General features: G+C 62.6%; 22 protein-coding genes. 12 read left to right on the top strand and 10 right to left on the bottom strand.

The genetic code is table 11. The annotated features are described in order from the left end of the window. Positions 1-48: 48 nt before the first annotated feature. Both BSG19_RS15245 and BSG19_RS15240 read right to left on the bottom strand, forming a co-directional pair. On the bottom strand, positions 49-738 hold the full coding sequence (locus BSG19_RS15245) for a hydrolase (protein ID WP_092988858.1): 690 nt from the start codon (positions 736-738) through the stop codon (positions 49-51). Between the two features lie 323 nt (positions 739-1,061). Continuing rightward, the gene (locus tag BSG19_RS15240; protein ID WP_092988857.1) at positions 1,062-1,994 is read right to left on the bottom strand and encodes a VOC family protein; all 933 of its coding nucleotides are present in this window, start codon (positions 1,992-1,994) and stop codon (positions 1,062-1,064) included. A gap of 111 nt (positions 1,995-2,105) precedes the next feature. On the opposite strand from BSG19_RS15240, the gene BSG19_RS15235 reads away from it, so the two are divergent. The 4 genes from BSG19_RS15235 (at position 2,106) to BSG19_RS15220 (ending at position 7,893) form a co-directional block, all read left to right on the top strand. Next, the gene (locus BSG19_RS15235) at positions 2,106-3,005 is read left to right on the top strand and encodes a LysR family transcriptional regulator (RefSeq protein WP_092988856.1); all 900 of its coding nucleotides are present in this window, start codon (positions 2,106-2,108) and stop codon (positions 3,003-3,005) included. Between the two features lie 221 nt (positions 3,006-3,226). Continuing rightward, positions 3,227-6,478, top strand: coding sequence for an autotransporter outer membrane beta-barrel domain-containing protein (locus BSG19_RS15230; protein ID WP_170865993.1), 3,252 nt, complete (start codon positions 3,227-3,229; stop codon positions 6,476-6,478). Next, complete coding sequence (locus BSG19_RS15225; protein WP_092988854.1) at positions 6,478-7,074, top strand: invasion associated locus B family protein; 597 nt, start codon at positions 6,478-6,480, stop codon at positions 7,072-7,074. Before BSG19_RS15230 ends, BSG19_RS15225 begins: the two co-directional genes overlap by 1 nt. Before the next feature lie 171 nt (positions 7,075-7,245). After that, positions 7,246-7,893, top strand: a complete 648-nt coding sequence (locus BSG19_RS15220) for a LuxR C-terminal-related transcriptional regulator (RefSeq protein ID WP_092988853.1) — start codon at positions 7,246-7,248, stop codon at positions 7,891-7,893. 12 nt (positions 7,894-7,905) lie between these two features. Here BSG19_RS15220 and BSG19_RS15215 read toward each other — a convergent pair whose 3' ends face one another. Further along, a complete protein-coding gene (locus BSG19_RS15215; RefSeq protein WP_092988852.1) occupies positions 7,906-9,627 on the bottom strand; it encodes an ATP-binding response regulator in 1,722 nt (573 codons plus the stop codon). A gap of 252 nt (positions 9,628-9,879) precedes the next feature. On the opposite strand from BSG19_RS15215, the gene BSG19_RS15210 reads away from it, so the two are divergent. Continuing rightward, positions 9,880-10,707 carry a type 1 glutamine amidotransferase gene (locus tag BSG19_RS15210; protein ID WP_170865992.1) on the top strand — a complete coding sequence of 276 codons (828 nt, stop codon included), beginning with the start codon at positions 9,880-9,882 and terminating at the stop codon, positions 10,705-10,707. 130 nt (positions 10,708-10,837) lie between these two features. On the opposite strand, the gene BSG19_RS15205 is transcribed toward BSG19_RS15210, so the two are convergent. From BSG19_RS15205 to BSG19_RS15195, 3 genes are read right to left on the bottom strand one after another with little or no spacing between them, the layout of a single operon-like run. Beyond that, a complete protein-coding gene (locus BSG19_RS15205) occupies positions 10,838-11,257 on the bottom strand; it encodes a cyclophilin-like fold protein (protein WP_170865991.1) in 420 nt (139 codons plus the stop codon). A gap of 33 nt (positions 11,258-11,290) precedes the next feature. Beyond that, positions 11,291-12,400, bottom strand: a complete 1,110-nt coding sequence (locus BSG19_RS15200; RefSeq protein ID WP_092988850.1) for an alpha/beta hydrolase — start codon at positions 12,398-12,400, stop codon at positions 11,291-11,293. A gap of 52 nt (positions 12,401-12,452) precedes the next feature. Beyond that, on the bottom strand, positions 12,453-13,718 hold the full coding sequence (locus BSG19_RS15195) for an MFS transporter (RefSeq protein WP_244529267.1): 1,266 nt from the start codon (positions 13,716-13,718) through the stop codon (positions 12,453-12,455). A 96-nt stretch (positions 13,719-13,814) separates the two neighbouring features. Between BSG19_RS15195 and BSG19_RS15190 the strand changes: the two genes are divergently transcribed. Beyond that, entirely contained in the window at positions 13,815-14,702 is an 888-nt protein-coding gene (locus BSG19_RS15190) for a LysR family transcriptional regulator (protein WP_092988849.1), read from the top strand. 53 nt (positions 14,703-14,755) lie between these two features. On the opposite strand, the gene BSG19_RS15185 is transcribed toward BSG19_RS15190, so the two are convergent. Beyond that, positions 14,756-15,157 carry a DUF1236 domain-containing protein gene (locus tag BSG19_RS15185; protein ID WP_092988848.1) on the bottom strand — a complete coding sequence of 134 codons (402 nt, stop codon included), beginning with the start codon at positions 15,155-15,157 and terminating at the stop codon, positions 14,756-14,758. 279 nt (positions 15,158-15,436) lie between these two features. Here BSG19_RS15185 and BSG19_RS15180 point away from each other — a divergent pair, with 279 nt between their 5' ends. Next, a complete protein-coding gene (locus tag BSG19_RS15180) occupies positions 15,437-17,260 on the top strand; it encodes a CHASE4 domain-containing protein (RefSeq protein ID WP_170865990.1) in 1,824 nt (607 codons plus the stop codon). Continuing rightward, positions 17,257-19,131 carry a putative bifunctional diguanylate cyclase/phosphodiesterase gene (locus tag BSG19_RS15175; RefSeq protein ID WP_092988846.1) on the top strand — a complete coding sequence of 625 codons (1,875 nt, stop codon included), beginning with the start codon at positions 17,257-17,259 and terminating at the stop codon, positions 19,129-19,131. The genes BSG19_RS15180 and BSG19_RS15175 overlap by 4 nt, the downstream gene beginning before the upstream one ends. Before the next feature lie 21 nt (positions 19,132-19,152). Here BSG19_RS15175 and BSG19_RS15170 read toward each other — a convergent pair whose 3' ends face one another. Then, the gene (locus BSG19_RS15170; RefSeq protein WP_092988845.1) at positions 19,153-19,398 is read right to left on the bottom strand and encodes a hypothetical protein; all 246 of its coding nucleotides are present in this window, start codon (positions 19,396-19,398) and stop codon (positions 19,153-19,155) included. 131 nt (positions 19,399-19,529) lie between these two features. Continuing rightward, a complete protein-coding gene (locus tag BSG19_RS15165) occupies positions 19,530-19,922 on the bottom strand; it encodes a DUF1236 domain-containing protein (protein ID WP_092988844.1) in 393 nt (130 codons plus the stop codon). A 214-nt stretch (positions 19,923-20,136) separates the two neighbouring features. Between BSG19_RS15165 and BSG19_RS15160 the strand changes: the two genes are divergently transcribed. Both BSG19_RS15160 and BSG19_RS15155 read left to right on the top strand, forming a co-directional pair. Next, a complete protein-coding gene (locus BSG19_RS15160; RefSeq protein ID WP_170865989.1) occupies positions 20,137-21,549 on the top strand; it encodes a sensor histidine kinase in 1,413 nt (470 codons plus the stop codon). Beyond that, positions 21,546-22,196 carry a LuxR C-terminal-related transcriptional regulator gene (locus tag BSG19_RS15155; RefSeq protein WP_092988843.1) on the top strand — a complete coding sequence of 217 codons (651 nt, stop codon included), beginning with the start codon at positions 21,546-21,548 and terminating at the stop codon, positions 22,194-22,196. The genes BSG19_RS15160 and BSG19_RS15155 overlap by 4 nt, the downstream gene beginning before the upstream one ends. 73 nt (positions 22,197-22,269) lie before the next feature. Here the strand turns inward: BSG19_RS15155 and BSG19_RS15150 are convergent, their stop codons facing one another. After that, positions 22,270-22,749, bottom strand: a complete 480-nt coding sequence (locus BSG19_RS15150; RefSeq protein WP_092988842.1) for a hypothetical protein — start codon at positions 22,747-22,749, stop codon at positions 22,270-22,272. A 333-nt stretch (positions 22,750-23,082) separates the two neighbouring features. On the opposite strand from BSG19_RS15150, the gene BSG19_RS15145 reads away from it, so the two are divergent. Further along, complete coding sequence (locus BSG19_RS15145) at positions 23,083-23,694, top strand: BA14K family protein (protein ID WP_092989103.1); 612 nt, start codon at positions 23,083-23,085, stop codon at positions 23,692-23,694. 60 nt (positions 23,695-23,754) lie between these two features. Then, positions 23,755-24,165: a hypothetical protein gene (locus BSG19_RS15140; RefSeq protein WP_092988841.1), complete on the top strand. Its 411-nt coding sequence runs from the start codon at positions 23,755-23,757 to the stop codon at positions 24,163-24,165. The last annotated feature ends 270 nt before the right edge of the window (positions 24,166-24,435 follow it).

Genomic DNA, 24,435 nt, shown 5'->3' with positions numbered 1-24,435 from the left:
GCGGTACGACCGCTCCGGCAGGCGTGCCGGAGCGGTGCTGGCTTACTCTTACTTGGCCGGGTTCGGGCCGATGCGCTTGCCGTGCTTCACGCGCTCTTCAGCGCCGTGAACCATGGTGTAGGCGTAGTCGATACCCATGCCGTAGGCGCCAGAATGCTCCTTCACCAGCGTGGTGACGGCGTCATAGGTTTCCTTGCGAGCCCAGTCGCGCTGCCATTCCAAGAGGACCTGCTGCCAGGTGACGGGGATGATGCCGGCCTGAATCATACGGTCCATGGCGCGATTATGCGCTTCGAGCGAGGTGCCGCCGGACGCATCGGCAACCATGTAGATCTCGTATTCCGGCACGTCATGAAGAGCAGACAGCGCAAAGGTCGTGTTGCAGACTTCCGTCCAGAGACCGGAGACGACGATCTTCTTGCGGCCCTGTGCCGCATTCTTCGCCAGCGCGTCGCGAACGTTCTGGTCGTCCCAGGAATTCATCGAGGTGCGCTCGAGGATGTCGTTCTCGGGATGAACGGCGAGAAGTTCGGGAAACGTATTGCCCGAGAAGCTCTCGGTTTCCACGGTCGTGATGGTCGTGGGGATGTCGAAGATCTTGGCCGCCTTGGCGAGGCCGACGACGTTGTTCTTCAAGGTCTGGCGGTCGATCGACTGAACGCCGAACGCCATCTGCGGCTGCTGGTCGATGAAGATGAGCTGGCTGTTTGCCGGGGTCAGGACTTCGAACTTGGACATGGTCTTTTCCTCTAGGTTTTCGCCGCTTTTGCGGGTTTCACGATGGCAGCAGCGATCGTTCGGGTTGGCGGTCCTTGATGCCCCTCCGCCTCCATGCGACCCATTCGCCGTCAGCAGGAGCAGGAAGACGCCGTCTTTGCTGCTGATATGAAATCTACGCCACAACTTACTGTTTCAGAATTGCAATAAATATTTTCATTGAATTGCGATTCCGGCAATTATCCCTGTCCTATTCGGTGAGAGTGGTGACCGCAAACGTGCATCGCCGCGAACCTTTCGGTGTCGCGGCGATGCAAAGTCAATGTTTTGTCGGATTCTATCGTTCAGGCAGCCAGGGGGACGAGGTTCGCCTCGATCTGATCGCGGAAGGCTTCGTAGCGGCCGGGCAGCTTGAGAGCTTCGCCAAGATGGGCGGTGTCCTCGTCGCGGTTGAAGCCCGGCTCGTTGGTGGCGACCTCGAAGAGAACGCCGCCGGGCGTGCGGAAGTAGATCGCCCAGAAGTAATCCCGGTCGATGACCGGCGTCACCTGATATCCCGTGTCCATCAGGGCCTTGCGCACCTCCAGCTGCTTCTCGCGATTGTCGACCGCAAAGGCGATGTGATGGACCGAGCCGGCACCCTGACGGGCAAACGGCGTCTGCGGAAGGGCGGCAAGATCGATCGTATCCGCACCATTGCCGTCCGGCATGATGAAGCGGGTGACATCGCCTTCCTTTCCGGCACGCTGATAGCCCATGAAGCCGAGCAGTTCTTCCGTCGCAGCCGTTTCATGCAGGCTGAAGCGGGCGCCGGCAAAGCCGCGAATGGCGACATCGTCGGGGATGCCGTCGCCGAGCCAGGGGGCACGGGCGTCGTCAGCGGACTCGATCAAAGCGAGACCGTCGCCATCCGGACCCATGAACCGCAGCCGGTTGGCACCGAAAACGGTGTCCTGCTCCAGGCCTGCGACGCCCTGTGCGAGGAGGCGATCCTGCCAGTATTTCAACGTGCCCTTCGGTACGGAGAACTGCGTCTCCCCGACTTCCCCGACGCCCGGTCGGCCGAGCATCATGTCCTGAAAGGGAAAGTAGGTCATGACAGTGCCGGCAGATCCGGTCTCGTCACCGTAATAGAGGTGGTAGACGCTCGGATCGTCGAAATTGACAGTCTGCTTGACGCGCCGCAGGCCCAGTGTCTGCGTGAAGAAATGGTTGTTCTGCCGCGCGTCCGATGCCATCGACGTTACGTGATGCAGTCCCTTGATGTCCTTGATCATGTCGGTGCCTTTCTGCGGCTTTGCTTGACGATGACCGTAAGTACGCCCATTGATCCCCGGACGGAATTGCAATATTTCTTGCTATTGAATTGCTGAAAGTGAAACAGTGACATGAACGACTATAAGGCTCTGCGCACCTTTCTGCTGGCGGCCGAGAAGCGGAACTTCGCTCAGGTGGCGCGCGAACTCGACATGACGCCTGCCGCCGTGACACGGGCGATCGCGGCGCTGGAGGCGGAACTGGGCGTACAGCTCTTCGTGCGCACCACGCGGCAGGTCTCGCTGACGACGGACGGCGCGATCTTTGCCGCGCAGATCCAGCCGGCGGTGAAGACGCTGGAGGCGGCACGGCGCGACGTCATGAACGCGCACAAGGCCGATCAGGGACGCCTGCGCATCAGCGCGCCGACCTGGTTCGGCAAGGCCGTTTTGCCGCCGATCCTTTCGGGTTTCAAGGAGAGGTTTCCGAAGATGAGCTTCGAGATCTCGCTGTCGGATGGTCTGGTGAACATTGTCGATGACGACTACGATCTGGCGATCCGCATCTCCGCGCAGCCATCGGACAAGTTCACGATCTGGAGAAAGATAAGGGTGGTGCCGCGCATTCTCGTGGCCGCTCCCGGCAGCCGCTTCGTGGCCATGGAGCACCCGAACGAGCTGAAACCGGATGATTGCCTCGCCTATAGTGGTGAAAGCCGGCGGGAAAACTGGGTTCTTTCGGATGGCGGTTCCAGCATGACGATCTCGGCCGGTCGCGATTTCAGCGCCAACAGTGGCGAGGTCCTGGCCAGCATGGCAGCGGATGGCGCCGGTGTGGCCATGCTTCCTGGCTTTCATATTGCAGAACATATCCGCACAGGCCGCCTCGTTCAGGTCTTCAGGGGCTGGGCGCCGCCGGATCTCTGGCTGACCCTGTTCTATCCGCCCTACCAGACGCTGCCCCCGCGCATTGCCTCCTTCTCCAAGTTTTTCGAGGAGCAGCTGCCAGCCTACATGGCATCGCTGGACTGACGTGCCACGCGTTCACGCGAACGCGTCGGATGCTTCACGGCGGGGTCTGCCGCAATGCTCTTTTCGCGGCAAACGTGCAAAATACCGGGCGTCGCCTCCTGAGACTAGCACATGCGTGCTAATGGCCGCGCCGGTTCGACTGTGTTTTATCCGCTGTCTCGACCTTACTGAAATTCACCCGAATTTTCAGAGGGTCTGCCTGAGCAGTGGAGATGGAAAGCATGGGACGACAAGAGCAATTGCGAAACCGGAATCGTGGCTTGCGCAGTTCGACGGCATTGACCGTCACCCGCCGTTCCCTCCTGCTGCTGCCGGTCTCCGCCTCGCTTCTGGCCGGCCCGGCGCTCGCACTGGACGACAAGGATTACATCCAGGACAGCGGCAATGTGGTCTGGAGCACCGACCAGAGCTTTGCCGATGACATGATCATCGGGCTTGAGAACAAGGGCACCACGCTGACCATCAACAGCGGTGCGAACGTGCTGATCGCCAATCGCGGCATCATCGCGGGCCTCGGCGGATCGCAGGCAACCGTCACGGTCTCCGGGCCCGGCTCCGAACTGAATGTGGTACGCACGCCTTATGTGCTCGGCAACAGCCTGAGCATCGGCGGCGGCTGCAACGGCTATTCCGTCATGTGCATCACCGGCGGCGACGGCACGCTGATCGTCGAAGGCGGCGGCAAGGTGGATGCCAAAAACATCTATGTCGGCGAGGGACAGGGCGCGCAGGGCAAACTGCTGGTCACCGGCGCGGGATCCGTCGTCTCGGCGAATTATCTCGGCATGCAGGGTATGCTCACGACGCCGAGCCTCGTCAAGGTCGAGCAGGGCGGTGCGATCCTGACGAACCAGGCCTCGATCGGACAATTCACGACGACGACGGCCGAGGGCGGCGCGATCGTCACGGGCGCGGGCTCCAGCTGGATCAATTCGGGCCGGCTCGACCTCAGCGGCAATCTGACGATCGAGAATGGCGGCGCGATGAGCACATCGATCGCGGATCTCGACGATGTCGGCAATCTGACGGTCACGGGCGCCGGTTCCTCCTTCACGGCAACGAATGCGATAAGCGTGGAGACAGACAGCCATGTCGTCGTTGCCAATGGCGGTAACCTGAATGCCGCGAACGGGATCAATATCGGCAGTGACGGCTATCTCGTCATTGGCGGGCAGATCGACACGGATGCCCTTCAGGGCCTTCCGCGCGCGCTCGACACGCAAGCTGCCGGCACGGTCAGCGCGGGAACGGTGGTGAATTTCGGCACCTCCGGCTCCGGTCGTCTCGTCTTCAACCACACGAATACGGGCTATGACTTCTCCAACAAGATCGTCGGCGACGGGTCGATCGTCAGCCTGTCCGGCGAGACGATCCTCTCCGGCGACCTGACGGGCTTCGCCTCCCTCGATAGCTATGCCGGTGGCGTCATCGTGGACGGAAACAGCCGGCTTGTGCTGAAGGGCGACCTCGGCACGGCGCTGGCCGACGACGATACCGTTTCCCCCAACCGAACGAATTTCGACGTGAAGAACGGTACGCTGGTCATCGGCGGCCAGACGGGTCAGGTCGTCACGAACTTCCTCGGCAGCGAGACCTATACGAGCGCCGTCGATGTCTGGGGCGATACGCTGAACGGCCAGCGCAATGTGACGGGAGCCTATGGAAAGCTCGCCGGCTTCGGCACGATCGGCAGCACCTTTATCGATCGCGGCGCCACCATCTCGCCCGGCGACACGGGCAATCCGCTGGGCACCATCACCGTGCGCGGAGATCTCGATCTCGCTGAGGGTGCGATCTACGACGTCGATGTCGCCGGCAACGGCGCGAGCGACCGCATCTCGGTGGAAACCGTCAAGCAGAATGCCGGCTACGATGCAGCCGGCAAACCCATTGCTGTCGATGGCCTCGGCCGCGCGACGATCGGCAAGGACAGCTCGGTTCAGGTGACCGCGCTGGACGCGGCGACCAGCTACCAGACGGGCCAGACCTATAAGATCCTGACGGCACAGGGCGGCATCACCGGCACATTCGCGCAGGTCGTCTCGAAATCCGCCTTCCTCGACGTTGCGCTCGACCAGACTGCAAAGGATGTGGACCTGCGGATCTCCGTCAAGGATCCGGGTAACGGGCAGCCTAACCCCGAGCCTCCCACCACACCGCCCCCGACGAACCCGGAACCTCCGACGCCTCCCACCAACCCGGAGCCGCCGCCGACGCCTCCCACCAACCCGGAGCCCCCGCCGACGCCTCCCACCAACCCGGAGCCACCGCCGACACCACCGACGAATCCAGAGCCGCCGGAAACCGGCTTGTTCGACAGTGTTGCCGATACGCGCAACCAGGTTGCCGTGGCACGGTCGCTGAACACGCTCGAGCAGAGCGGGGAATCGCTCGCGCTCTACAACAGCCTCCTGCTTCTGAGTGCGGACGAGGCACGGGGCGCCTTCGACAGGCTGTCGGGCGAGGCGCATGGCTCGGTCAAATCCGGCCTGATCACCGGCGCCAGCCAGACGCGGGATGCGACGAACGACCGGCTACGTGCGGCTTCGGGCGACGTTGCGGCCAAGCCCGTGCCCGTCAACAACTATTGGGACAATGGCCGCTGGACGGACGATCCCATGTCGGCCGTCACGCCGAAGGTCGTGGATCCCGCATGGTCTGTCTGGGGCCAGGCGTTCGGTTCCTGGAGCAATATCGACGCCGGCAACGGTGTGGCGGAAGCAGATGTCTCGACCGGTGGTCTCGTCACGGGTATCGACACGTTGGTCGGGCCGGTCTCGCGGCTTGGCGTCTTCCTCGGCTACAGCCGCACCAGCATCGACGTCGACAGCCGTTCGTCCTCTGCCGATAGCGACAACTACACCATCGGCCTCTACGGCGGCACACAGCTGGGCGCGCTGTCCCTGCGTTCGGGCCTCTCCTACACCAACCACCAGATCTCCACCAAGCGGTCGGTGGATTTCCCCGGCGTCTCGCAGGATCTGAAGGCCGACTATGATGCCGGCTCCTTCCAGGTCTATGGGGAACTCGGCTACGAGATCCAGACGGAATTCGCAGCCTTCGAGCCCTTCGTGAATGTGGCGCACGTCAATCTGGACACGGACGGCTTCCGCGAAAAGGGCGGTTCCGCAGCACTCCGCGGGGAGGGCGACACGACCAACACGACGTTCACGACGCTTGGTCTGCGTGCCTCGTCGGACCTCACGCTCGGTGGTCTTCCCACGGTTGCCAGCGGTACGCTCGGCTGGCGGCATGCCTTCGGCGATACCGATCCAGCCTCGCGTCTCGCCTTTGCCGGCAGCGACAGCTACGCCGTAAGGGGTGCGCCGGTGTCGCAGGATGCCTTCATCGTGCAGGTCGGACTGGATGTGAACCTCTCGCAGACGACCACGCTCGGCGTCTCCTACAATGGCGAGTTCGGCGATGACGGCATGGCCAACGGCGTCGATGCGAAGCTGCGCGTGCGCTTCTGATGCGGCGTCTCCCTCATCTGTCTCTCACGGCGGCGCTGGCATGCGCCGCCGTGACGGGCGTTTCGGCCCAGGCCCAGACCCAGACCCAGACGCCGGCACCCGCACAGCCCTCCGCGCTGACGGAAAGCTATGATGACTGGACCGTGCGCTGCGCCACGCAGGGTGCAGCAGCGGATAAGGCCAGTGAGGCGGCCAAGGGCAAGCCTGGCGCGGGCGCGCGGGAATGCTCGCTGTCCCAGACCCAGGCGAATGGCAACGGCCAGCGCGTCCTGCTGATGGAACTGCGCCCGGCCGAAGACGGCCGTCTCCGCGGCAATCTCATCCTTCCCTTCGGTCTCGCCCTGCAAAAGGGTGCGACCTTTGCCGTCGATGACCTGCCGGCCGGAAAGCCGGCGCCGTTCCGCACCTGCTTGCCGGTCGGATGCGTCGTGTCGCTGCTCTTTACCGACGCCATCACGCAGTCCCTTCGTTCCGGCACGAAGCTGATCGTCAAGGCGCAGGCGAGCGATCCCGAGGCCGAGGTGCCGTTTTCCATTTCGCTCAAGGGCTTCGACGCCGCCCTCCAGCGCACCATCGCGTTGGCGAGCCCGAAGTAACACCCTCAGTCGCTACAGGAGGTCGGCCAGGACAAGTGTGCAAAGGCACTATCTCGTTGTTTCAACACGATCCGGACAAACTCTCCCGCGCGCATCGGTCTTGAAAACGGACATGTCTTTTGTGGGTGCGGGCTGTTAAGTGTTCGGTTGCAAGACCCGGGAGACCCAGTTTTGACGACAGAAACCATCATCGTGGTCGATGACCATCCTGTGTTTCGCGACGGATTGAGCGCTCTCATCGGGCGAAGGCTGCCTCTTGCAACCGTGGTCGGAAGCGATACGCTGGAGAATGCTCTTGCCATCGCAAGGCGCCAAGCCAAGCCGCCCTCCATGTTCCTGCTCGACCTGTTCTTCTCGCGCAGCAGCATCATGGACACGCTTCCGGCGCTGCGTCAGGAATTCCGGCAATCGTCCATCGTCATCATCTCCATGACGGACGAACTGGCAACGGTCGATGCTGCCATGGCCTGCGGTATCAACGGCTTCATCAACAAGGCCGTCTCGCCGGATGCCATGTTGGGGGCGATCGAGGCCGTTCGCAATGGCGATCTGGTGCTGTTGCTGCCTGACAAAAGAAGGGGCGGCACGGGAGGCGAGGCGGATGCAAGGCAGGCGACACTGACAGACCGCCAGTCGGAGGTTCTGATGCTGATTGCCGAGGGCAAGAGCAACAAGGAAATCGGCATCGAACTCGGCATATCTCCGTTCACGGTGCGCATTCACGTGTCGGCGCTCTTCCGCGCACTCGGCGTCGCTTCGCGGGCGGCTGCCGTGGCCAAGGCGGCGGCCGAAGGGTTGCTGACGACGCGCCCGCAATAACCGGTAAGGCGCCTATCGGCTATCGCTCTGCGGGATCGCGGCTTGCTCCCTCGTTCGGCCGGCGGCTTCCATGGCTGCGGCCATGATGACGGAGCGAAGTTCGGCAGGGCGCACCGGCTTCGACAGGATGGGAATGTCGTCGTCGTCAAGTTCGTCGCGCACCCGGCCGGGGTCGTGTCCGCTCATGACGACTGCCGGCACGGAGCGTCCGAGCATCCGGCGCACGGTTTCGATACAGTCGCTCCCGGTCGTGCCTTCGCCAAGGTCGAAATCGGCAATGACGAGATCGCAGGACGTGACCACGGCGGGAACACCGGTTTCGGCCTGAACCTCACAGCCCCATTTTTGCAGAAGACTTGCCGTCGCGCGCAGCACGGCATCGTCATCCTCGACCAGCAGGATCCGCAAGCCGTCGATCCCGGAAGCGGTATCCGCGGCGCGGGGCGCGCGGCGCGGGGCCGTGGCATTGCGCGAGGAGATTGGCAGCCCGGCGAGCGTCACGCAGGTTCCGCGCCCCGGCGTCGAACGCAGCCTGACCCTCAAGTCCATCAGCTGGGCCAGCCGCTTGACGATCGACAGGCCGAGGCCGACGCCCTCGATATCGCGGTCGCCGCGCGCACGTATCTGGTAGAATTCCTCGAAAACGCGTTGCTGATGTTCCGGCGAGATCCCGGGGCCCTGATCGTAGACCTGAACCGAAAGCATTCCGCTTTCACGCCGGCAGCCGATCATGATCGCGCGGCCCGGCGCATATTTGATCGCGTTGCTAACGATGTTCTGCAGCATCGTCGTGATGAGAGTGCGATCCGTGATCACCACGCTCTTGCAGTTGCTGACGCCAAGCTTGCAGTCATTCGCCTGCGCCATGTCGGTGTTCTGCTGCAACACGTCGTCGAGGATATCGGCAATCGCGACCGCCTCGTAGCGCGGCACGACCTTGCCGCTGTCGAGCGTGGACACGTCGAGCAGCGACTTGAACAGGCGCGAAATGCTCTGGAGCGAGCGGTCGATATTGTCGACCATGCCCAGCTCGCTCTGCCGGAGATCGGCATCGCGAAGACAGGCGGTGAAGAGGCTGATGGCGTGGACCGGCTGGCGAAGATCATGGCTTGCCTGCGCTAGAAACCGGGATTTCGACAGGTTGGCCTCCTGCGCCGCGATATAGGCACGCTGCACGCGCTTCATCAGCACGAAAATATAGGCCGGCACCAGAACCGCCGTCGCAATCAGCGTGACCACGATATACGGGTTCTGCCGCATGTAATCGTTGAACAGGGCCGCAACCGCGATCGAAACCAGCGCCATCGCTGTGGAGGCGATGAGGATGCGCGGCCCGAAGCGTAAACCGTTGCCGACGGTGACCCACAGGAGAAGCGCGAAAAGCGGCATCATGCCCGCGCCGCCATTGGCGAGCGTATAGGTGAGGGAAGGAATGTCGCAGACGATGGCGATCGTCCGCCGCCAGGGCTGCTCGCCCGGATGCGTCCTCATCCACCACCAGACGACGCAGGAAAACGGCAGGTAGGTGACGAAAAGCAGGAGGATCCCATGCGGCAAATCCTGCCAGTAGCCGGCAAGCGTGCCCGGCACGACGCTGACGAAGGCGATACCGGAGACGATGATCCTGACCACCGCCTGCTTCATATCCTCACCGTCTTCCCTGCCCGTAGATGCGGCCGATAGCCTGTCGAGCACGCGGCTGAGGCCGGCCGTAACACGGTCTTTTGATGCCATGTCGTCTCCCTTATCCCGGTGGCTCTTCGTCACGGTTTCGATTGCGCGTTCCACAGGGGTACAATCCGCGTAAGACGGAAGCAACCTTTTCAGGCCGGGCGGGAGGCCGGCGCAAGGGTAAGCATGAAACAACGTGAGATGACGTTGCTTGCCCGAGCGGACGCGCTTAAGCCAGCCACCGCGGGGTTCAGTCGAACCATCATCGCGGCAGTGCGTTACCGGGTGCATCTTCATGACCCGATCGGATATCTCTTGCCTCTTCGCCTCCTTGTGGTCGACAGCGAAACTGCCGACGAGAAAAACGAGCGCCGCAAAGCCAGTGGCGCCGCCTCCTACGAAACCTATGCAACGACGCTTCGAAAGATTGATCCGGATGCCTTGATCGGGACGATCTGCTGCGTCGAAGGCGACGACACGTCCCCTGATTTCTCAAACATCGATGGGGTCCTCTTTGCCGGTTCACCCATTCAGATGCACAAGCAGACGGAGGAGACGCGCTCGGCTGCGGCCTTCATGACACGCGTGTTTGCGGCGGGAACTCCGGCGTTCGGCTCCTGTGCCGGGCTGCAGATCGCAGCCGTCGCCGCCGGCGGGCGCTGCAAGCCACGCGAGGCCGGCATGCAGGTCGGATTTGCGCGCGACATCGTACCGACCGCCGAGGGGAGGGATCATCCGCTCTTTCACGGCCGGCCGCAGGTCTGGGCGGCACCCGCCATGCATTCGAGCGTGGTCGATCACCTCCCGCCGGGCGCCATCCGGCTGGCGCAATCCAAGGCAACGCCGACCGAAGCCGCGGAAATCCGATCGGGAAACGGCGTTTTCTGGGGCGTGCAGTATCACCCGGAACTCGATCTTTCCGAGATCGCCGCCTCCATTCGCCGTCAGTCGAAGGACGTGCTGGAACAGGGGCTTGCCGAGAATAAAGAGGCTGTGGAAGCCTATGCCCGCATGCTGGAAGGCCTCGACCGAAATCCTGACCGGCAGGACCTTGCATGGCAGATTGGCGTTGACGAGGAGGTGACATCCGCCTCCCGTCGTCAGGTGGAGCTTGTCAACTTCCTGCGTTCGTTGAAAGGCTGACGCCGGGTTAGCGCAGCAGCGGTGTAAATCCAGGAAGAGGTCTGAGCCCGGGCGGCCTCGCCGCGAACCTGAAGAAGGGCAGCACAAGCTGCCCTTCCTGGAGATGAATATGACGGAAGAGCGCGCGCCATCAGCGTGCCTTGTCCACCGTGATCTTGACCTTGCCGGGACGGTCGAAGATCGAGACGTCTCCGTCGACCTGCCCGAGGATAACGATGCCAGGCGATGGTACGCGCCCATCCCGATAATAGATAACGATGTCACCACTGCTCCACAGGCCGAGCGTGCCGGCGGAGAACGCGCGCTGGCGCGGCGCAGCAGGCAGAGATTTCGGCAGATGGCCGGTTTTCTCCTGACGCAGATGGTCGTTCATCTCGATCGTCAGCGGCAACATGGCTGAAAGTGCCTGAGAAGCAGGGTTATCGCCGAGATGTGCGGTCACGTCACCCCATTTGGAGGAGATGCGGATGCGATCCTGCGCCAAGGCTGTTTCTCCCGTGACAAGCGAAAACATAGCGGAAATCAGGGCTGCGCCTGCGATGTCATTCATGTTCGGCCTCTCGGTGCCAGCCCGGATCCGGGTTCAAGCAAGATGCTGGTCGAAAAAGCCCTTCAGCTTCTCGAAGGGAATGAGATCCACCCGATCGTAGAGATCGACATGGCCCGCTCCCTTGATCCAGACGAGTTCCTTCGGTTCCGAGGCTCTGTTGTAGGCGTCCTGGCTGAACTCCTTCGAATGCGCCTGATCACCGGAGATGAACAGCATCGGGCGTGGCGAGATCGTCTCGATATCGTTGAACGGGTAGAAGTTCATGAACTTGACGCTGCTGCTGAGACTCGGCTTCGTCGTCGTCTCCCGGGTGACGCCCGCCGGCGTGAACGCGCCGCGCGGGGTGCGGTAGAAGTCATAGAATTCGCGCTGGATCGGGTCGGTATCTGCTGTCAGTTCCAGGGTGGTGCCGCCGATATACTGCGGATTTGCACCGTCTGCCTCCGCCCAGCGCTGCTCGGCGGCCGTGGAGATGAACGCCTTGCGCTGCTCGACCGTCTGGGACTTGTTCAGCGCATCGCGGAATGCAGCGCCCATGTCGTACATGCTGACGGTGGCAATCGCCTTGATGCGCGGGTCGATCTTGGCAGCGCTGATGACAAAACTGCCGCTGCCGCAGACACCGATCGCGCCGATGTTCCTGCGATCCACAAACGCCTGCGACCCGAGGAAATCGACGCCGGCGCTGAATGCTTCCGCGTAAGCCTCCGGTGACACCAAATTCCGTGGCTGCCCCTCGCTCTCACCCCAGAAGGGCAGGTCGATCGACATGGCAACGAAACCTTGCTCTGCCATCCTGGTGGCGTAGAGGTTGGCACTCTGCTCTTTCACCGCACCCATGGGATGACCCACGATGATCGCCGGGTTTTTGACCGCCCGGTCCATGTTGTCTGGCACGAACAGGTTGCCGGCGACAGACGTCTGGTACTGGGTCTTGAACGTGACCTTCTGCACGGTCACCCGATCGCTGGTGTAGAAATTGGAAGCACCGTTGGACATGTCCTGAGCCCGTGCGGACACTGCGTCGAAAAAGGAGCTTGCCCCGAGCGCGGCGACGCCCGCGCCGGCCATTTTCAGAATGTAGCGGCGCTCAAGGCCGCTCGTCGTCGTCTTCAGTTTGTCGAGCTGGGTTTCATGGGTCATTTCGGTGGTCCTTGTTCGGGTGTAGCGGGGAAGAGAACGGTGCCGCTTTCTGTCAGCGGCATCGCGGGCGCAGCGCTGCCGCGGTGAGGAGGGAGGAGCCGGCGAGAAGCACCGCTGCAAACAGGAAGGTCATCCACCAGCCGGTGGCATCGAAGAACATGCCGCCTGTGGACGCGCCGAGCGTGATGGCAAGCTGAATGGTCGCCACCTGCAACCCGCCGCCGGCTTCGGCATCATCCGGCATGGTCCGGCTGAGCCACGTACCCCAAGCGACCGGGGCCGCCGTGCCGAACATGCCCCAGCCGATGAGGAGAATGGCCGTCAGGGCCGTGGACGAGCCGAAGGCGATCAGCCCCAGCGCAATCACCGCCATCACCAGCGGGATCGTGACCAGAACGGGAAACAGCCGGTCGTTCAGCAGGTGACCGATGAGGTAAGTGCCAACAACGCCCGCCAACCCCATGAGAAAGAGAAGAAGCGACAAGGTCGAGATCGACACCGCTGTCACCGTTTCCAGGAAAGGCCGGAGATAGGTGAAAAGCGCGAACTGCCCCATGAAGAGAAACAGGATCGATGCCATGCCGATCGCCACATGCGGCCGAAGGAGAAGCCGGAAAGCGTTGGGCGACGTCCCGCCCGAGGTGTTTTCGGCCGTGGCTCCGGCTTCGATGTGGCGCGGCGGCAGTGAGGGGAGGCTGACCCATTGCCAGACGAGGGCTAGGAGCGCGACGGGAACCACGGCGAAGAAGGCGCCGCGCCAGCCGATAGCGCTACCGAGCAGGCTTCCGAGCGGCGCCGAAATCGTCGCGGCTATTGCATTCCCAGCATTCAGCATCGCCAGCCCCTTGGGAACGGCATCTTCCGGGACAAGACGCATCACGATTGCTGTCGACATGGACCAGAAGCCGCCGATCGCGACACCCAGCAGAGCACGCCCGATCATGAGAACCAGATAGTTCGGCGAGAACGTCACGATCGTTCCCGAGATCACCAGCATCAGGGAAAACGACGCCAGCACCAGCCGCCTGTCCACCTTGCGCGTCAGGCCGGCCACGAAGAGGCTGGTGATGACGGCGAAGACGCCGGAGATCGAGATCGCCTGTCCGGCGCGGCCTTCCGTCACGCCCAGCTCGTTAGCAATGGGAGAGAGAAGGCTGACCGGCATGAATTCGGAAGCGATGAGGACGGAAACGCAGAGCGCCATGGAGAAAACGGCCCCCCATGCGGCCTTGGGCACGCCCGGTGTCGCCGTGCCGCGTGTTCCCGGCGCACCACGGTCGATGTCTGCAATATCCTGGGTAAGTGCATGATGTGTCATGCGGGCAAGATAGACCGGATGCAGTTCGGGAATTAGCCGTTGCAATCCGCATGGACTTATCGATGATGGACATCAATCGGAGATGGCGAGCCAGCAATGAAACGCGAAGATCTAAACGACATGCTCTGGTTTCTCGCCGTTGCGGAGGAGCGGAGTTTCACCAAGGCCGCCGCGAAGCTCGGCACGTCGCAGTCGACCATCAGTCACACGATCAAGAAGCTGGAGGCGCGCATGGGCCTGCGCCTGCTTACCCGCACCACGCGCAGCGTTGCTCCGACGGAGGCGGGCGAGCGCCTGATCCGGTCGCTCGCGCCACGTCTCGAGGAACTCGAAACCGAGATCGACGAACTGATGGAGATCCGCGACAAACCGACCGGCTCGGTCCGCATCACCTTGTCCGACTATGCGCAGGAGAGCATCGTCTGGCCGAAGCTTCGCCCGTTGCTGCGCGAATATCCCGACATCAAGGTCGAACTCAACAGCGACAACGGTTTCCGCAATATTGTGGAAGAGAAATTCGATGCCGGTGTGCGGCTGGGCGAGAGTCTGGACAAGGACATGATCGCGGTTCGCATCGGCCCGGACTGGCGACTGGTTGCGGTCGCAGCGCCGGATTATCTGGCGACACGCCCGATACCCACGACACCGCAGGATCTCGTCGCTCATGTCTGCATCAATCACCGGCAGGCCCGCGCCGGAGGCCTTTACGCCTGGGAGTTCGAGAAGGATGGTCGTGAGGTTCGGGTTCGTGTGGAGGGACAGCTGACGTTCAACACGTCCTATGCGATGATCGATGCGGCGGTCGCCGGCTATGGTATCGCCTATGTTCCGGAAAGCCTCGTCACCGCCGACATCGAGGCTGGGCGCCTCATTCAGGTTCTTGACGACTGGTGCGCCTCGTTTCCTGGCTACTACCTCTATTATCCCAGCCGCCGGCAAAACTCCTCCGCCTTCAGGATCGTCGTGGACGCGTTGAAGGCCTGACACGAAAAAGGCCCCTCTTGCGAGGAGCCTCTTCGTTGAACTCAAGAATTCGCTTACTGAACGATCTGGACGACCTGACCGGTCTGCGGATCGACGATCAGGCGCTGCTGGTCGACGATGGCATAGGAATAGGTCGGATCTTCCGGGATCGGCGTGAGCACGACCGTCTGCGGCACGCGCTTGCCGACCACGATGGGCTCTTCGACGACGACGCGCTGCGTCGGCATGGGCTGCTCGCGAACATAGGTGACGACGCGCTCCGGCGGCGGGTCGATCGCGGTGCCGGCAATCGCGCCGACGGCGCCACCGACGACGGCGCCGACAGGGCCGCCAACAACGGCACCCGTTGCCGCGCCGCCTGCAAGACCGGTTACGGTGCCGCTACCGTCAGCATAGGCGGCCGTGCCGAAGCCGAGCGACATCACGGCGAAAGGAATGAGAAGGGCGGTTTTCATGGTTCTGGTCCTTGTGTTGTGGTTCGCAACAGAAAGGCTCAGCCGACCATGTTGGTTCCTGACCGGGACTTCAGTCCATGGATAGGGTCCGTCACCTAGGACTTAAGTCGGAAGCCGACGAACCGTCCTCAACCCCTCCTCTATCTGCGGAGGTCCGATAGTTTCGGCAAACATAGTGAGCGCCATGAGAGAAGGTCGATGCCCGGGAAAACACATTAACCACCCTTTGCAACCGCGACTTTACAAAGACGGTGTATGCCTTCCCGCAGGGGATCTTTCATGCGTCTTGTAACCAAATTGAATGTTGCGCTTCTCGGTGTCGTCGCCGTATCCGCCATTCTCAACTTCGCCACGCTGCGGCTTGCCGTGCTGCCCAGTTTCTCCGCTCTGGAGGAACAGGCTGCCGAGCGAAACCAGAGCCGCGTTCTGGAGGCCATTCAGCTGCAGAAGGATCAGGTCGCCAGCAGTGCCGGTGATTATGCCATCTGGGACGATACCCACGATTTCATGAAGGGCCTCGCGCCTGACTATGAAGAGAAGAACATCACCGCCGAATCCCTGAAAACGCTTGGCGTCAACTACTTCGTCGCGCTCGACGGGGAAGGGCGCGTGGTGCACGATACCGGCTTTGCTTTCGACGCGGACGAGCCGCGGCCCCTCAAGCTGCTTTCCACCGACAGGGTGCCCGCCGGCAGCCCGTTTCTGTCGCGCTCGACGGACATCGACATCCGCTCGTCACTGCTGAACACCCCGGAGGGGCTGGCCGTCATCGGTATTTCGCCCATCCTGCGCTCCGACAGGTCCGGCGGGCAGGTGGGTACGCTGATCCTCGGCAGGCTTCTCGACATGGACGCGATCCGGTCCGCGACCCGTGTCGATTTCGAGCTTCTTTCAACCTCCACTTTTCCCAGCCGCCCGCTGGCGCAGAGTGGGGCAACGGTCGACAGGGTCGATCCGCTAATCGGTCCGGATGGACGAGCTCTCGCGATGATCCGATCGCACACGATGCGCGACATCACGGCCCTTGGCGAAAAGACCATCCAGACGACGCTGCTCCTGTTGCTGGCCGGCGCCACGATCCTGCTTCTCGCGCTTGGCGTCATCCTGCGCCACATCGTCATTCGCCGTATCGAGACGCTTCGCTCCCACCTCCTCTCGGTTGCGGCCACGGGTCATCTCGATGCGATGCCGGAGGACGGAAAGCGCGACGAGTTGAGCGAAACCGTGGTCTCCTTCAACCAGATGGCCGGGCAGCTCGATGAGCTTCGCGACAGGCTACGGCGGCAGGACTACGATCACGGCGCCGCGGACGAGGCCGCGGGCCTCCTCCACAACGTGCGCAACGCGCTGAGCCCCATTTCGGTCGTCGCCTGGGAGCTCGCGAAAACGAATGCCGCGCCGTGGAAGCAGAACCTGACCAAGGCTCTGGACCAGCTGAACGAACCCGGTCTCGCGCCTGACCGCGCGGCGAAGCTCCAGCAGTTCGTCGCCTTGTCGTCCGCCCGGCTGATGGAGGAGGATCGCGCACGACTGGAGGAGGTGGGCTCGCTCGTCTCCATGCTCCGGCATGTCGATGATATTCTCAAGGAGCAGGACCGCTCCGCCCAGCGCGACCGCGTGCTGGACGAGGTGGATATCGCGGCATCGCTGCGCAACGCACTGCCGCTCATCGAACGCCGCAACGGAATTGTCGTCGACGTGAGCGAGCTTCGAAGCTTCACGGTTCTTGGCCACCGGGTTCCGCTGGAACAGGTGCTCGGCAATCTGATCGTCAACGCTGCCGAGGCGATCGATGCCTCGGGCGCGGGGGCGGGCCATGTGCACATAACGACGCGGCGGATGGCTGACGCTGACGGCAACGCCAGTGTGGAGCTTACCGTGCGCGATGACGGTGTCGGCATCGACAGCGCAAACCGTGTCCGCCTGTTTGAAAAGGGCTTCACGACCAAAAGCGGCGGAAAACGCGGCGTCGGGCTGCACTGGTGCGCAAATGCCGTGAATGCCATGGGCGGTCGCCTGTCCGTTGAAAGTGACGGGCCGCAGCGCGGCGCCACGTTCAAGATCATCCTTCCCGCTGCCCTTTCGAGACGAGATGCGGCATGACCCTACCGACATATGAGAAACGCCGTATCCTGATCTGCGATGACGAGGCGGGCATTCTGGATGCCTACCACCGGATCTTTGCCGACCTTGTTGCGGATACGGCCGATGACGCGAACAGCGATTACGACGCCCTGTCCGCCGATCTCTTCGGCGACGGACCTGCAACCGAGGCCGCCGTCATCGACGAGATCGTCACCTGTCGGCAGGGCGAGGAGGCTGTGGAGGCCGTCCGCGCCGCAAAGGCATCGGGGCAGCCCTTCGGCGTTGTGTTTCTCGACGTCCGCATGCCCCCCGGCATCGATGGCGTGGAGGCCGCCAGGCAGATCCGAACCATCGAGCCGATCATCAATATCGTCATCGTTACCGGATATTCGGACCATCGGCCGACCGAGATCGCCGGCAAGGTGGGAACGGTGGACCGGCTGTTCTATCTGGTCAAACCATTCGATGCGGACGAGGTTCGCCAGATGGCGACAACGCTCGTCAACCGCTGGACCAGCGACAGCCGCATCGCCAGCGAACTTGCCGCGCAGGTCGAGGCGCTGGAGGCGCTGAACGAGGCCTTGCGCGTCAGCGAAGCCTCCGCGCATCAGGCCGCTCGACGGGACCCCCTGACGGACCTCCTCAACCGGACAGGCCTTGAAGAGCAGTTCGACAGGGCCGCCCGGCAGGCGCGTGCGAACAATGCCGGTGTTTCGCTTCTCTATCTGGATCTCGACCGCTTCAAGCTGGTCAATGACACGCATGGCCACGGCATCGGCGACCAGCTGATCCGCGAGGTCGCCGGGCGGCTATCGACGGCCGTCATGGACGACGGTTTCGTCGCCCGCCTCGGCGGAGACGAGTTCGCCATCGTCTGCGAAACGGCAAAGCTCGATACCGTTCTTGCCCGTATTCTCGCAACGGCGGATGGACCCTTCGTCACAGGCCCGCACCACCTGCCGGTGAGCTTCTCCATCGGCTATTCCGGTGGTGGCGACGATGCCGACCTTCAGGAATACATGCGGCAGGCGGATGTCGCGCTCTACGTCGCGAAAGACGCCGGGCGCGGAATCGCGCGGGCGTTCGATCCGTACCTCGACCAGATCTTTCTTCGCGACCAGATGCTGGCCCAAGACCTGAAAGAGGCCATCGACGAGAACCGGCTCTACCTCAACTACCAGCCGCTGATGTGCATCGACGGGAAGCGGGTAACGGGTGTCGAGGCGCTGTTGCGCTGGGACCACGACGTCCATGGCGTCATCTCGCCCGAAATCTTCGTCGCGATCGCCGAGAAGAACGGCCTTATGGGCGAGCTTGGCGACTGGGTTCTCCGGCGCGCCTTCGAGGATGCCCGGGCGTGGCCCGACGTCATCACCTCGATCAACCTTTCCGTCCTGCAGTTTTCCAAACCGGATTTCGCCGAAACGGTGCTTGCGCTTGCGCGCGATATGGGGGCTATCGCCGGGAAGATCGAGTTCGAAATCACTGAAACGGCCATGACGAACGACATTGCGGCGTTTCTGGTGCAGGTCGAGATCCTGCGGGAGGCGGGCTTCCGGTTCGCACTGGATGATTTCGGCAGCGGCTATGCCAGCATCGGCTACCTTTCCCGCCTGAACTTCCACAAGCTCAAGATCGATCGCTCCTTCGTCAGTGCCCTTTCCACAAAGCCCGACTCGGATCGGATGATCCGCTCGATCGTCAGCCTCGGTGCGGCGATGGGACTGACCATCACGGCGGAGGGCGTCGAGGATGTCATCCAGCACGATATCCTGAAAACGGTGGGCTGCGACCAGCTGCAAGGTTTCCTCTTCCACAAGCCGTGCTCGCGCAGCGAGATGGAGGAGATCCTGAACCGGGAGGGAATGCCCCGGCCGCACGCAGCCTGAGCCGCAGGCAGCGGGGCTGGCTTACTTTCCGGCAGCGCCTTTTTCGGAACCGAGCTGGCCCGAAAAGGCGACGAGTGCATCCGCGACACCGTAATTCGGCGTGCCCTTCATCGCTTCCGAGAGTGCAAGCACATTCGCCTTGTAGTGATCGCTCTTCAACGTGCCCGTCTGCTCGAAGGTGGCGACCAGCGCCAGAAGCTGCGCCTCGTGGAGGAGATGGAACTTCTCGATTTCCCGAAACGGGTCTTTTCTCTCGTCCTTGGCCATGGCACATCGACTTTCCGTTTGTTCTTCTTCAGAGCCTTCCGCGGTCGGCCGTCGCATTGGACGACCGACCGCAGATCACAACGCTCGCAAGGGGTTCAACAGCGTCGTGTGATCGAGGCTTTCATGCCCGCTTACTGAATGACCTGCACGACCGTGTAGGTCTTGGGATCGACGATGACGCGACGTTCGTTGACGACGGCGTAGGCATAGGTCGGATCATCGGCAACCGGGGTGAGGACGACCTCGCGGGGAAGCGGCTTGCCGACGACGATGTCCTGCTCGACGCGAATTCGCTCGGCTGGCATCGGCTGCTGCTCGACATACTGCACCACGCGTGCCGGCGGCGGATCGATGGCCGTGCCGGCGATGGCGCCGACGGCACCACCAACGACCGCGCCGACCGGACCGCCGACGACAGCACCTGTGACAGCCCCGCCTGCGGCACCGGTCACCGTGCCATTCTGCGCATGCGCAGCGCCGGCGAAGCCGACGAGAACCGTTGTGACGAGAAGAAGATTTTTCATGGGGATCCATCCTTTCTGAACTTCGTTGCGATGCCCCCTCAACCCGGTTTGCGGAAACCCGTTCCGGACCTCAGACCTTTGCCCCGCATGTCCGACTTAGGTCCCAACGGCTGTTTCCGGGTCACTTTGCCCGCAAGATCGGCTTGCGCTTGCCCTTCCGCCGCCGCATTCCATGTTACCGCACAGTGAAGATGCCAGCGGATGCTGAGGACCGATGCGGCTGCCGATACAGAAGATGACGGACCGGTGGAACGCGCAGTCGCTCGCGCGGCAGTTCTTCATTGCGGGCGGAGCGGTGGCCCTTGTTGCCATCGCGCTCGTGGGTGCTTTCGTGACCAACCTGATCGAGGCCACGGTGACGCGTAATTCCGCCGCGGCAACGGCGCTTTATGTGGATAGCATCATCGCGCCCATCCTGCCGGATCTGAAGACCGCGCTCGCGCTGGACGAGACCGTCGAGCGGGCTCTGGATGAAACGCTGAGCCAGGGGGCGCTTGGCCAGCGGCTGATATCGTTCCGCCTCTGGCGGAAAGACGGCACGGTTCTCTATTCCAACGACAAGACGCTGATGGGCAAACGGTTCGAGCCGAACGGCGACCTGCAGCGAGCATTCTCCGGGGAAATCGTCGCGCATTTCGACCATGCGGACGACGAGGAGAGCGTGACGGAAAAGGCGACGGGCAAGCGGCTGCTGGAGATCTACAATCCCGTGCTCCAGCCCTGGTCGGGCGAGATCGTTGCGGTCCTTGAATTCTACGAGGTCTCCAACGAGTTCGAGAACGACATTCGCAAGGCGCGCCTTGCCACCTGGGCGGCCGTCATTCTGGTGACGCTGCTCTTTTTCAGTGTCCTCTCCCTCATTGTCTTTCGCGGCAACCGGACGATCGAGCGGCAGCGCCTGGCGCTTGCCGAGCGGATTTCGGAGCTCTCATCCCTCCTGACGCAGAACAAGGCGCTGAGTGCGCGGGTGCAACGCGCCTCGCAGCGCACGGCGGCGCTCAACGAGAATTTCCTGCGGCGCGTGGGAGCGGACCTGCATGACGGGCCGGCACAGCTGGTGGCTTTCGCCGGACTGCGGATCGACAGCGAGGTTCTGCTCGACCCCTCCGTTTCGCGCGAGCGCCGCGAGCAGGAGATCACGGCGATCAAGGACAGCCTCGACGAGGCCATGCGCGAGATCCGCAGCATCTGCACGGGTCTCGTTCTGCCCGACATCGAGGCGCTGGGCGTTGGAGAGGTGGTGGAGCGGGCCGTTCGCGCCTACCGCCAGCGCACGGGCGCGCGGGTGGCCCTGGTGCAGGAAACACCCGGCGATATCCCGGCTCTGCCGACGGCCATGCGCATCTGCGTCTATCGCTTCGTGCAGGAAACGCTGAACAACGGCTATCGGCATGCGAAAGCGGAAGGACAAAGCGTGCGCCTGACCGTGACGGGCAACACGGTAATAGTGGAGACCGCCGATACGGGGCCGGGCTTCGAGGTGGCATCGGTGCAGCCGAAGAGCCTCGGTCTTGCGGGCTTGCGGGAGCGGATTGAAAGCCTTGGCGGACAGTTCAATATAAACGCCACGCCGCGAGGCACCGTGGTCACGATGCGCCTCGGGCTGGAGGAGGGAGAACAGACATGACGGAGACGATCAGCATTGTCGTGGTGGACGATCATCCCCTGTTTCGCGAGGGCGTGACGCGAAGCCTGAATGAAATCGGCGGCTTTCGGATCGTGGGCGAGGGGAGCAGCAGCGCCGATGCCGTGAGACTGTCACGCGAGTGTGCTCCGGATGTCATGCTGCTCGATATCTCCTTGCCCGGTGGCGGGCTGGAGGCCATCGAGCCGATCCTCGAGGACTGTCCGAAGCGCCTGCTCATCATGCTGACGGTGTCGGAAAGCGCCGATGACCTGAAGACCGCCATCCAGCGCGGCGCCAAGGGCTATGTGCTCAAGGGCGTGGGTTCGCGAACCCTTGCCGATATCATCCGCACGGTTCATTCCGGAGAAAGCTACATCGCGCCGGCTTTGTCGTTCAAGCTGGTGGCCGACATGACGGAAGCCCACGCCAAGCCCGCCGACGAAAACGCCTTGGCAAGCCTGACCGCGCGTGAACAGGACGTGCTGAAGCTTGTCGCATCCGGCCTCAGCAACAAGATGGTCGCGCGCGACCTCAACCTTCACGAAAAGACGATCAAGCACCACATGACGCGGATTTTCGTAAAACTGAATGTCAAGAACCGCACCGAGGCCGCTCTTGCCATGCGGGATGCGGCGACGCAGCGGTGACGGTGCCGTCGTCGAAAACGCACTATCACGAGGGGTCGTCCGTCGGCGCGGGATGGTACAGGATGGACGTGCTCTAGCGGATCGTCAGCCGCTTCAGCCGCTCGCGGTCGGCTCTCGTGGCGCGGCGATCGACGACGACACGGCCTTGCGCGTCCCGCATCACATATCGGCCGCCCGTCAGTTGCTCTTTGAAGCCGTTCCGATGCCTGACGCTCAACGCCTGGGCATCCGTTGCGCCAACATCCGGCTTCGATGTGGCGGGCGTGTCGGGAGAGGCACCGGCATTGCCGCTTCCCTTGGAACCGTCATTGCCTCGACCGCCGCCGTTACCATTTCCGTTGCCATTGTTTCCGGAATTGCCGCCGCCGTTCCCGTTGCCATTGCCGCCGCCATTCCCACCACCGTTGCCGCCCCCATTCCCGCCACCATTGCCGTTTTTGGCGAGCGCTGCATCGTGAGCAAGGAGAAAGTTTGCATCGAGGGCAGGGCGAACGGGCGCGATGGCCAGAAGGCAACCCAGCATTCCCAAGAGAAACAGCTTTCGGTTCATCATCTCAATCCGGATCCCGGCGCGTCACGGTCTCATGACATCGTACGTCAAGCGGCTCCCATCGGACCAGCCGAAACCGCGATACCCCATTATGAGGGCTATTCGTCTAAAGCCCGGGGCTTGGCAAGGTTCCCTTCATCGGCCCGGCATCCAACCAAAGAAAGCGTTACCGCGACAAAGGTCTGATCGGATCCGGACTGAAGTCCCTGACCCGGAACCGAGAGGAAGAACAGCCGTTGCCCGGCTGACTATCGAGTGCAGGAACTGCCGCCCTTCTTTCTTCAATCCGATCCACAAGGATGCGGCAGATCATCGCGCCAAGCCAGGAGCCTTGCCATGAGAGCAACGACCGTCCTTCCAGCCTGTGTGTTCGTGGCCCTGATCGTTTTCTGTTCGGGCTTCCTCAGCGCCTTCGCCCTCGTCTCCAGGCCCGCGCCGCAACAACATCTGTCCAACCTGGATAGTCCAGACCTGTGGCCCGCCGACGTGCGGCGGGTTCGCGTGGCGGGGGCGGGCGAGCCGCAGCGGGTCGCCGGGGCCCCGACGTCCGAACGTTCGGACGCGACAGCTACACCAGCAACGCGCATCTCTCTCACTCTCGGCGGGTCGCCCGCAGCCGCAGTCAGTGAAGTCACACGCGACGATACGGCCGGCAGGCAGGAGCACGAGGACTGGTGCAAGAGCCGTTACCGCTCCTACCGGTCCACCGACAATTCCTACATTTCGTACCGAGGACAACGGAAAGACTGCATCTCGCCCATGTCCGATCTCTTTGCGGATGCCAGCCTCGATGGAGGCGAGCAAGAGCGTCTCGCCTCGCAGGTCTCGGGCGACAGCGGCAGCAATGCTGCTCGATGCCGCGCGCGCTATGCCTCCTATCGCGCCGCAGACAACACCTATCAACCTTTCGGCGGTCCTCGACGGGTATGCACGCTGGAGGCATTCTGATCCGGCGGATTCAGTCTCGGTTCATCTCGAAAGGTTCATATCGGCGTCGGAGATACCGATATGACAAACACATTCCATGATCAGAAACAGCCTCTGCGGCGCCGCCTGCCGAGGCTCCGGCTCAAGACAACCGCCGGAATCCTCGCGACGTTCATGGGCGTGAGCTATGCGATGGGGACATATGCCGCGCATGCGCCAAGGGATGTCGGGGTCGGCGCCAGTTCCTGCGCGTCCACCATCGAAATGCTGGGCGACGCCCATTTCGACCGCATCGTCACCGCATGGAGTTCAGGCTTCATCAGCGGGTCCAATACGGACGTCACGGGCGAGACATCGGGGCAACGCGACATCGCCGCCGTATCCGAAGCCTCGATCCTGCGGCATGTCCGAGCCTACTGCGCTGCCAATCCCTCAAAGACCCTGTCTTCCGCCGTCGAGGTACTTTTCATCGGTCTGCCGGCGCAGCACTAGAGTATTTCCGTATTGCTGGAAATGCTCACGCAGCCCGTTGACCAAGCATCACTCGATGCTGATCGTCACCTCGATGCCAAGCGCTCTTACCTGGTTTTCGAAATGCCTGACTCTACAGCGGCCGTTGCGTCCATGGGTCGGAGGTAGTGCCGAAGGAAAGATATGGCGGGCAGGGCAGTCTTGTACCGGCATCGCGGAATGACGCCATTCTCGCCGTCATGGTTATCCAGCCTCGTACAAGTTGTCCTTTCTAAACTTCGTTCCCAAGAC

It is taken from the genome of Rhizobium sp. NFR03 (assembly GCF_900111275.1).
In the GTDB taxonomy this organism is placed as follows: Bacteria; Pseudomonadota; Alphaproteobacteria; order Rhizobiales; family Rhizobiaceae; genus Ferranicluibacter.
This window is presented reverse-complemented; position numbering and strand designations above follow the sequence as displayed.

What these genes read in the sequence shown, in the direction of transcription:
- BSG19_RS15215 (WP_092988852.1), bottom strand. Translation starts at nt 9,627, where the DNA reads ATGGCATCAAAAGACCGTGTTACGGCCGGCCTCAGCCGCGTGCTCGAC.
- BSG19_RS15230 (WP_170865993.1), top strand. Translation starts at nt 3,227, where the DNA reads ATGGGACGACAAGAGCAATTGCGAAACCGGAATCGTGGCTTGCGCAGT.
- BSG19_RS15140 (WP_092988841.1), top strand. Translation starts at nt 23,755, where the DNA reads ATGACAAACACATTCCATGATCAGAAACAGCCTCTGCGGCGCCGCCTG.
- BSG19_RS15165 (WP_092988844.1), bottom strand. Translation starts at nt 19,922, where the DNA reads ATGAAAAATCTTCTTCTCGTCACAACGGTTCTCGTCGGCTTCGCCGGC.
- BSG19_RS15160 (WP_170865989.1), top strand. Translation starts at nt 20,137, where the DNA reads ATGCGGCTGCCGATACAGAAGATGACGGACCGGTGGAACGCGCAGTCG.
- BSG19_RS15180 (WP_170865990.1), top strand. Translation starts at nt 15,437, where the DNA reads ATGCGTCTTGTAACCAAATTGAATGTTGCGCTTCTCGGTGTCGTCGCC.
- BSG19_RS15150 (WP_092988842.1), bottom strand. Translation starts at nt 22,749, where the DNA reads ATGATGAACCGAAAGCTGTTTCTCTTGGGAATGCTGGGTTGCCTTCTG.
- BSG19_RS15195 (WP_244529267.1), bottom strand. Translation starts at nt 13,718, where the DNA reads ATGACACATCATGCACTTACCCAGGATATTGCAGACATCGACCGTGGT.
- BSG19_RS15225 (WP_092988854.1), top strand. Translation starts at nt 6,478, where the DNA reads ATGCGGCGTCTCCCTCATCTGTCTCTCACGGCGGCGCTGGCATGCGCC.
- BSG19_RS15240 (WP_092988857.1), bottom strand. Translation starts at nt 1,994, where the DNA reads ATGATCAAGGACATCAAGGGACTGCATCACGTAACGTCGATGGCATCG.
- BSG19_RS15235 (WP_092988856.1), top strand. Translation starts at nt 2,106, where the DNA reads ATGAACGACTATAAGGCTCTGCGCACCTTTCTGCTGGCGGCCGAGAAG.
- BSG19_RS15175 (WP_092988846.1), top strand. Translation starts at nt 17,257, where the DNA reads ATGACCCTACCGACATATGAGAAACGCCGTATCCTGATCTGCGATGAC.
- BSG19_RS15155 (WP_092988843.1), top strand. Translation starts at nt 21,546, where the DNA reads ATGACGGAGACGATCAGCATTGTCGTGGTGGACGATCATCCCCTGTTT.
- BSG19_RS15170 (WP_092988845.1), bottom strand. Translation starts at nt 19,398, where the DNA reads ATGGCCAAGGACGAGAGAAAAGACCCGTTTCGGGAAATCGAGAAGTTC.
- BSG19_RS15245 (WP_092988858.1), bottom strand. Translation starts at nt 738, where the DNA reads ATGTCCAAGTTCGAAGTCCTGACCCCGGCAAACAGCCAGCTCATCTTC.
- BSG19_RS15205 (WP_170865991.1), bottom strand. Translation starts at nt 11,257, where the DNA reads ATGAATGACATCGCAGGCGCAGCCCTGATTTCCGCTATGTTTTCGCTT.
- BSG19_RS15190 (WP_092988849.1), top strand. Translation starts at nt 13,815, where the DNA reads ATGAAACGCGAAGATCTAAACGACATGCTCTGGTTTCTCGCCGTTGCG.
- BSG19_RS15185 (WP_092988848.1), bottom strand. Translation starts at nt 15,157, where the DNA reads ATGAAAACCGCCCTTCTCATTCCTTTCGCCGTGATGTCGCTCGGCTTC.
- BSG19_RS15145 (WP_092989103.1), top strand. Translation starts at nt 23,083, where the DNA reads ATGAGAGCAACGACCGTCCTTCCAGCCTGTGTGTTCGTGGCCCTGATC.
- BSG19_RS15200 (WP_092988850.1), bottom strand. Translation starts at nt 12,400, where the DNA reads ATGACCCATGAAACCCAGCTCGACAAACTGAAGACGACGACGAGCGGC.